This is a genomic window from Desulfobacter sp. (assembly GCF_050177295.1).
In genome coordinates this window covers 1-4373 of sequence record NZ_JBFXHE010000380.1, presented here as the reverse complement: position 1 = coordinate 4373, position 4373 = coordinate 1, and the positions used below count along the sequence as shown (strand labels likewise).

The window sequence follows — 4373 nt, the reverse complement described above, 5'->3', positions numbered from 1 at the left end:
TATGAAGGCTGGCTTGCAGACACACGGTATTTTCACCCGTAACTCCTTATTTATAATGTATAATAATAGTCTTCATATTATTTCATTCTTCGATCCTTTTGTCTTTAACTATTTTCCGAAAACTCAAGAATATGAATTATCCTGCAGGAAAGCTTAACGTTACCCAAAACGTCGTTTTTCAGGCATAAATAGCCGCACTCCGAGAAAAAATTTCCCGAAATTGTCCTTGGACAGGTGTTCAAAAATTTAGGTGGTGGATTTGGGAAAAATCAAAGCGGTTGACCCATTTCAACTCAGTTTGGTATATTTCATTTTTGACGAATAATTAAATTAGTGTTAACGGTGAGACTACCTGCAAATAAATTAAGGATTAAATATGGAACGTACTAAATCAGCCGCTTTATTTTCATCGGCCAGAAATTTGATACCGGGCGGGGTTAATTCTCCGGTAAGGGCCTGCGGTTCAGTGGGCGGAGAACCGGTTTTCATTGAAAAAGGTAAAGGTGCCAGGCTTTTCGATGCCGACGGGAACGCCTATATTGATTATGTCCTGTCCTGGGGACCGCTTATTCTTGGCCACTGCCCGGGGCCTGTGGTTGATGCGTTGAAAAAGGTGCTGGATTCAGGCACAAGTTTTGGTGCGCCCACGGCGCTTGAAAACGAACTGGCCCGGCTTGTTGTGGATTCTGTGGCTTCCGTGGATATGGTCAGAATGGTTAATTCCGGCACCGAGGCGACCATGAGTGCCATCCGTCTGGCAAGGGGTGCTACTGGTCGGGACCTTATTGTCAAATTTGACGGATGTTACCATGGCCATGCAGACACCCTTCTTGTGGCCGCCGGATCCGGTATCGCCACCTTAGGTATTCCCGGAAGCCCGGGGGTCCCTGCTGATGTGATCCGAAACACCCTGTCCCTGCCATACAATGACATTGAAAGTTTTGAACGCCTCATGGCTGAAAAAGGCAAGGAAATTGCCTGTGTGATTCTTGAACCGGTGGCAGGGAATATGGGTATGGTCGCTTCTGATCCGCTGTTTTTAAAAACATTGCGCCGACAGACTGCCGCCTATGGTGTCCTGCTGATTTTTGATGAAGTCATGACCGGATTCCGGGTCGGGGGCAGGGCGTGCGCCCAGGGCTATTTTGATATTGATCCGGATTTGACCTGTTTTGGTAAAGTGATTGGTGGCGGACTGCCCGTAGGTGCATATGGCGGGAGACGGGAAATAATGGCGCAGATTGCACCTGTGGGGTCTGTTTACCAGGCTGGGACCCTGTCCGGAAATCCCCTGGCCATGGCCGCAGGGACCGCCACGTTAAAAATTCTTGAAGATGATCAGATTTACGCTGACATGGACCGGCGGGCAGATATGCTGGTCAAAGGCCTTCAGGCCGCAGCCGATGATGCAGGTATTCCTTTCAATGCCGGGCATTTCGGTTCCATGGCAGGGTTCTTTTTTACTGGACAGAAGGTGTGTAATTTCAATGATGCCAAAACCTGTGATCTGGACCGGTTTGCAAAATTCTACCGGGGCATGCTGGCCAAAGGCATTTATCTTGCGCCATCGCAGTTTGAGGCCTGTTTTATTTCAGCGGCCCACACGGATGACGATATTGAAATCACCCTGGACGCCGCACGGCAGGTCATGGCAGAAATTTAATGGCTGATTCAATTAAGCGGATTCATCTGGTCGCAGCCTGTGGTACCGGCATGGGCACTTTGGCCTGTATCCTTAAAAAAATGGGTTATATTGTCACAGGATCAGACCAGAATATTTATCCGCCCATGAGCGATCTTCTTGAAGATAACGGGATTACTTTGTTTAGTGGTTTTCACCCGGCCAATATCAGTGACGATCCCAACCGGGTTCCGGACCTTGTTATCATCGGCAATGCCGTAACACGTGAAAACCCGGAAGCGGTTGCCGTAATGGAAAGGGGGGTTGCCTATATGTCCATGCCCCAGGCTGTGAACCGTTTTGTTGCCAATGGCAAGAAGATCATTCTTGTCACCGGTACCCACGGCAAAACAACCACCTCTTCCATCATGGCCCATTTGCTTGAAACGGCCGGTCTTGCCCCCTCATTTATGATCGGGGGAATTTTAAAGGATTATAACGCCTCATTTAAAATCGGTGACGGGGAATACATGGTGATAGAAGGGGATGAATATGACACGGCCTTTTTTGATAAAGGGCCCAAGTTCATGCATTATGATCCCGTTATAACCATTATGACCGGTATTGAATTTGATCATGCCGATATTTTTACGGACCTGGATCATATTTGCCGGGCCTTTAACGCCCTGATCTCAAAGATCAAAGATAAAAGCCGTATTATTGCCTGCAAGGAAAACGTCAATCTGATGCAGGTACTGGCGCAGGCTGGTGTTGTTGACCTTCAGACTTACGGCCCCGACGCCATGTGGCAGGTGCATGACCATCACCTGAGCAGTGAGCCGGATCCGGGTACGGGCCGCTTGCACACCCTTGCCCGCATCACAGGCCCTGGTACGGACATCAATATACAAACGGATCTTCCCGGACAGCACAACCTTCTCAATGCAACAGCCTGTATTGCCGCAGCCCTCAGCTTAGGGATAAAGGAGGCGGACATTGCCCGCGGGCTTTCAACCTTTAGCGGTGTTAAAAGACGCCAGGAAATAAGGGGGCAGGTTGGCGGGATTACGGTGATGGATGATTTTGCCCATCATCCGACAGCTGTCGGGGAAACCATTGCCGCAGTTAAACCATTTTATCCCCAGGGCCGTATAGTTGCTGTGTTTGAGCCAAGAACCAATACCAGCATGAGAAATATTTTCCAAACGATCTATCCGGCATGCTTTGACCTGGCAGACCTGGTGTGCATCTGTTCACCCGGGGTTAAAAAAAATATTCCTGAAGACCAGCGGTTTTCACCCGAACGTCTCACCGAAGATATTTGCAAAAGAGGCAAGGCTGCCTACCATTTCCATGACCCTGGCCAGGTGATCGATTTTCTTGTCTTGGAACTTAGACCAAAAGATCTTGTCTTGATCATGTCCAATGGCGGGTTCGGAAATATACACCAGCGGCTTTTGGAGCGGCTGGGGTGACAAAAATCGCAATCAGAATTGTTGGCATCGGATTGCTGCATTCATTTTTGTACGGTTATCTGGTTCCTTTTGTCATTTACCCGCGGTTTGGGCAGCATGGAATTACCTTTGCCGTAATTCTTGCCATACTGATATCCATCGGTATAATGGCCACCTTGTGGGTGGGGAAAAACAAAAAAAAGAAGAAAGGAGATTAACCCATGACCAATATTATTGAGTGGGATAAAAAATACAGCGTGGATGTGCCTGAACTTGATAAATGCCAGAAACAGCTTATGGATATGTTTAATACCCTCATTGAAATGAAGACGAATAAGGGCGAAGCTAAGGACGTGGCCAATTTAGTCACAGAGATCAATGATTTCAGCAAAATTTTCTTTTGCAAGGAAGAAAAAATTCTGGGCCGGAAAGGATATCCGGATCTTGAAATCCACTCAAAGGCCCATCGCCGGTTTATAAAAAAGGCCATTGGTCTGCGCCGTGAAATTGCTGAGGATGTTGATAATCTGTCTATTGAGGATGTTGTGGAATTGCGGAACTGTTTAATTGCACATTTTGAATCCGCGGACACTTTGTTTATTCCATTTTTAAGAATTCACAGATATGTGAAGGAATGTGAAAATAAGAAATAAGTACACTGATGACAGCCCGTTGCAGTTGATCCCATGCCTTTTAGTATCAATGCAAGACAGAATTGTGCTGTAAATATTAAAGCATCCTGTAATCATTGACGATATCTTTATTACCGAGTTGTAAATATTAAAGATAGGTGATTATTATGGTTGCAGAAAATAAAATAATACCAGTGGCCAAGAAAATTATGGGGATTACAGACAGGAGATCCTCATTTGACGGAGGATACCGATCTAATGTTCCGGGCCGTAAAAAAGACAGGCGCAAGGCATCGTATGACCGAAGGAAAAGCGTTAGAGACGGTGTGATTGTCACGTTGTCCTTTAAGAAAGATCGCAGGAAAAGTCCTGACCGTCGTTTTCAGGCATCAGGCAGACCCGTACCCACAAATGATTCCAGAGGCTCTATTTATGATATCATTGCATAATGGCGTCCGAAGTTTGATAAATCTTTCTCAATGTTCGAGTTTTTTGAATTTGACTGCCAAACAATCCTTGGTTAGAATCAGGCCACTTTTAAATCATACGGCCATTTTTAACAAATTCTCAATGGATGAGGCTAATATTACGTTCAAAACTTTGATTAGCCGTGTGCCTTTTAGCGTTACTTGATACCTATTCTGATTCGGTAACTTCCGGATAATT

At 46.2% G+C, this 4373-nt stretch carries 5 protein-coding genes; all 5 read left to right on the top strand.

Annotated elements, in window-relative coordinates:
• Positions 1 to 376 precede the first annotated feature (376 nt).
• The 5 genes from hemL (at position 377) to AB7U36_RS19405 (ending at position 4156) form a co-directional block, all read left to right on the top strand.
• On the top strand, positions 377 to 1663 hold the full coding sequence (gene hemL, locus AB7U36_RS19425) for a glutamate-1-semialdehyde 2,1-aminomutase (RefSeq protein ID WP_428161293.1): 1287 nt from the start codon (positions 377 to 379) through the stop codon (positions 1661 to 1663).
• Positions 1663 to 3096, top strand: a complete 1434-nt coding sequence (gene mpl / locus AB7U36_RS19420) for a UDP-N-acetylmuramate:L-alanyl-gamma-D-glutamyl-meso-diaminopimelate ligase (protein WP_428161292.1) — start codon at positions 1663 to 1665, stop codon at positions 3094 to 3096. The genes hemL and mpl overlap by 1 nt, the downstream gene beginning before the upstream one ends.
• Positions 3093 to 3293: a hypothetical protein gene (locus tag AB7U36_RS19415; protein ID WP_428161291.1), complete on the top strand. Its 201-nt coding sequence runs from the start codon at positions 3093 to 3095 to the stop codon at positions 3291 to 3293. Before mpl ends, AB7U36_RS19415 begins: the two co-directional genes overlap by 4 nt.
• Positions 3294 to 3296: 3 nt before the next feature.
• Complete coding sequence (locus AB7U36_RS19410) at positions 3297 to 3728, top strand: bacteriohemerythrin (RefSeq protein ID WP_428161290.1); 432 nt, start codon at positions 3297 to 3299, stop codon at positions 3726 to 3728.
• A gap of 146 nt (positions 3729 to 3874) precedes the next feature.
• Positions 3875 to 4156, top strand: coding sequence for a hypothetical protein (locus AB7U36_RS19405; protein ID WP_428161289.1), 282 nt, complete (start codon positions 3875 to 3877; stop codon positions 4154 to 4156).
• The last annotated feature ends 217 nt before the right edge of the window (positions 4157 to 4373 follow it).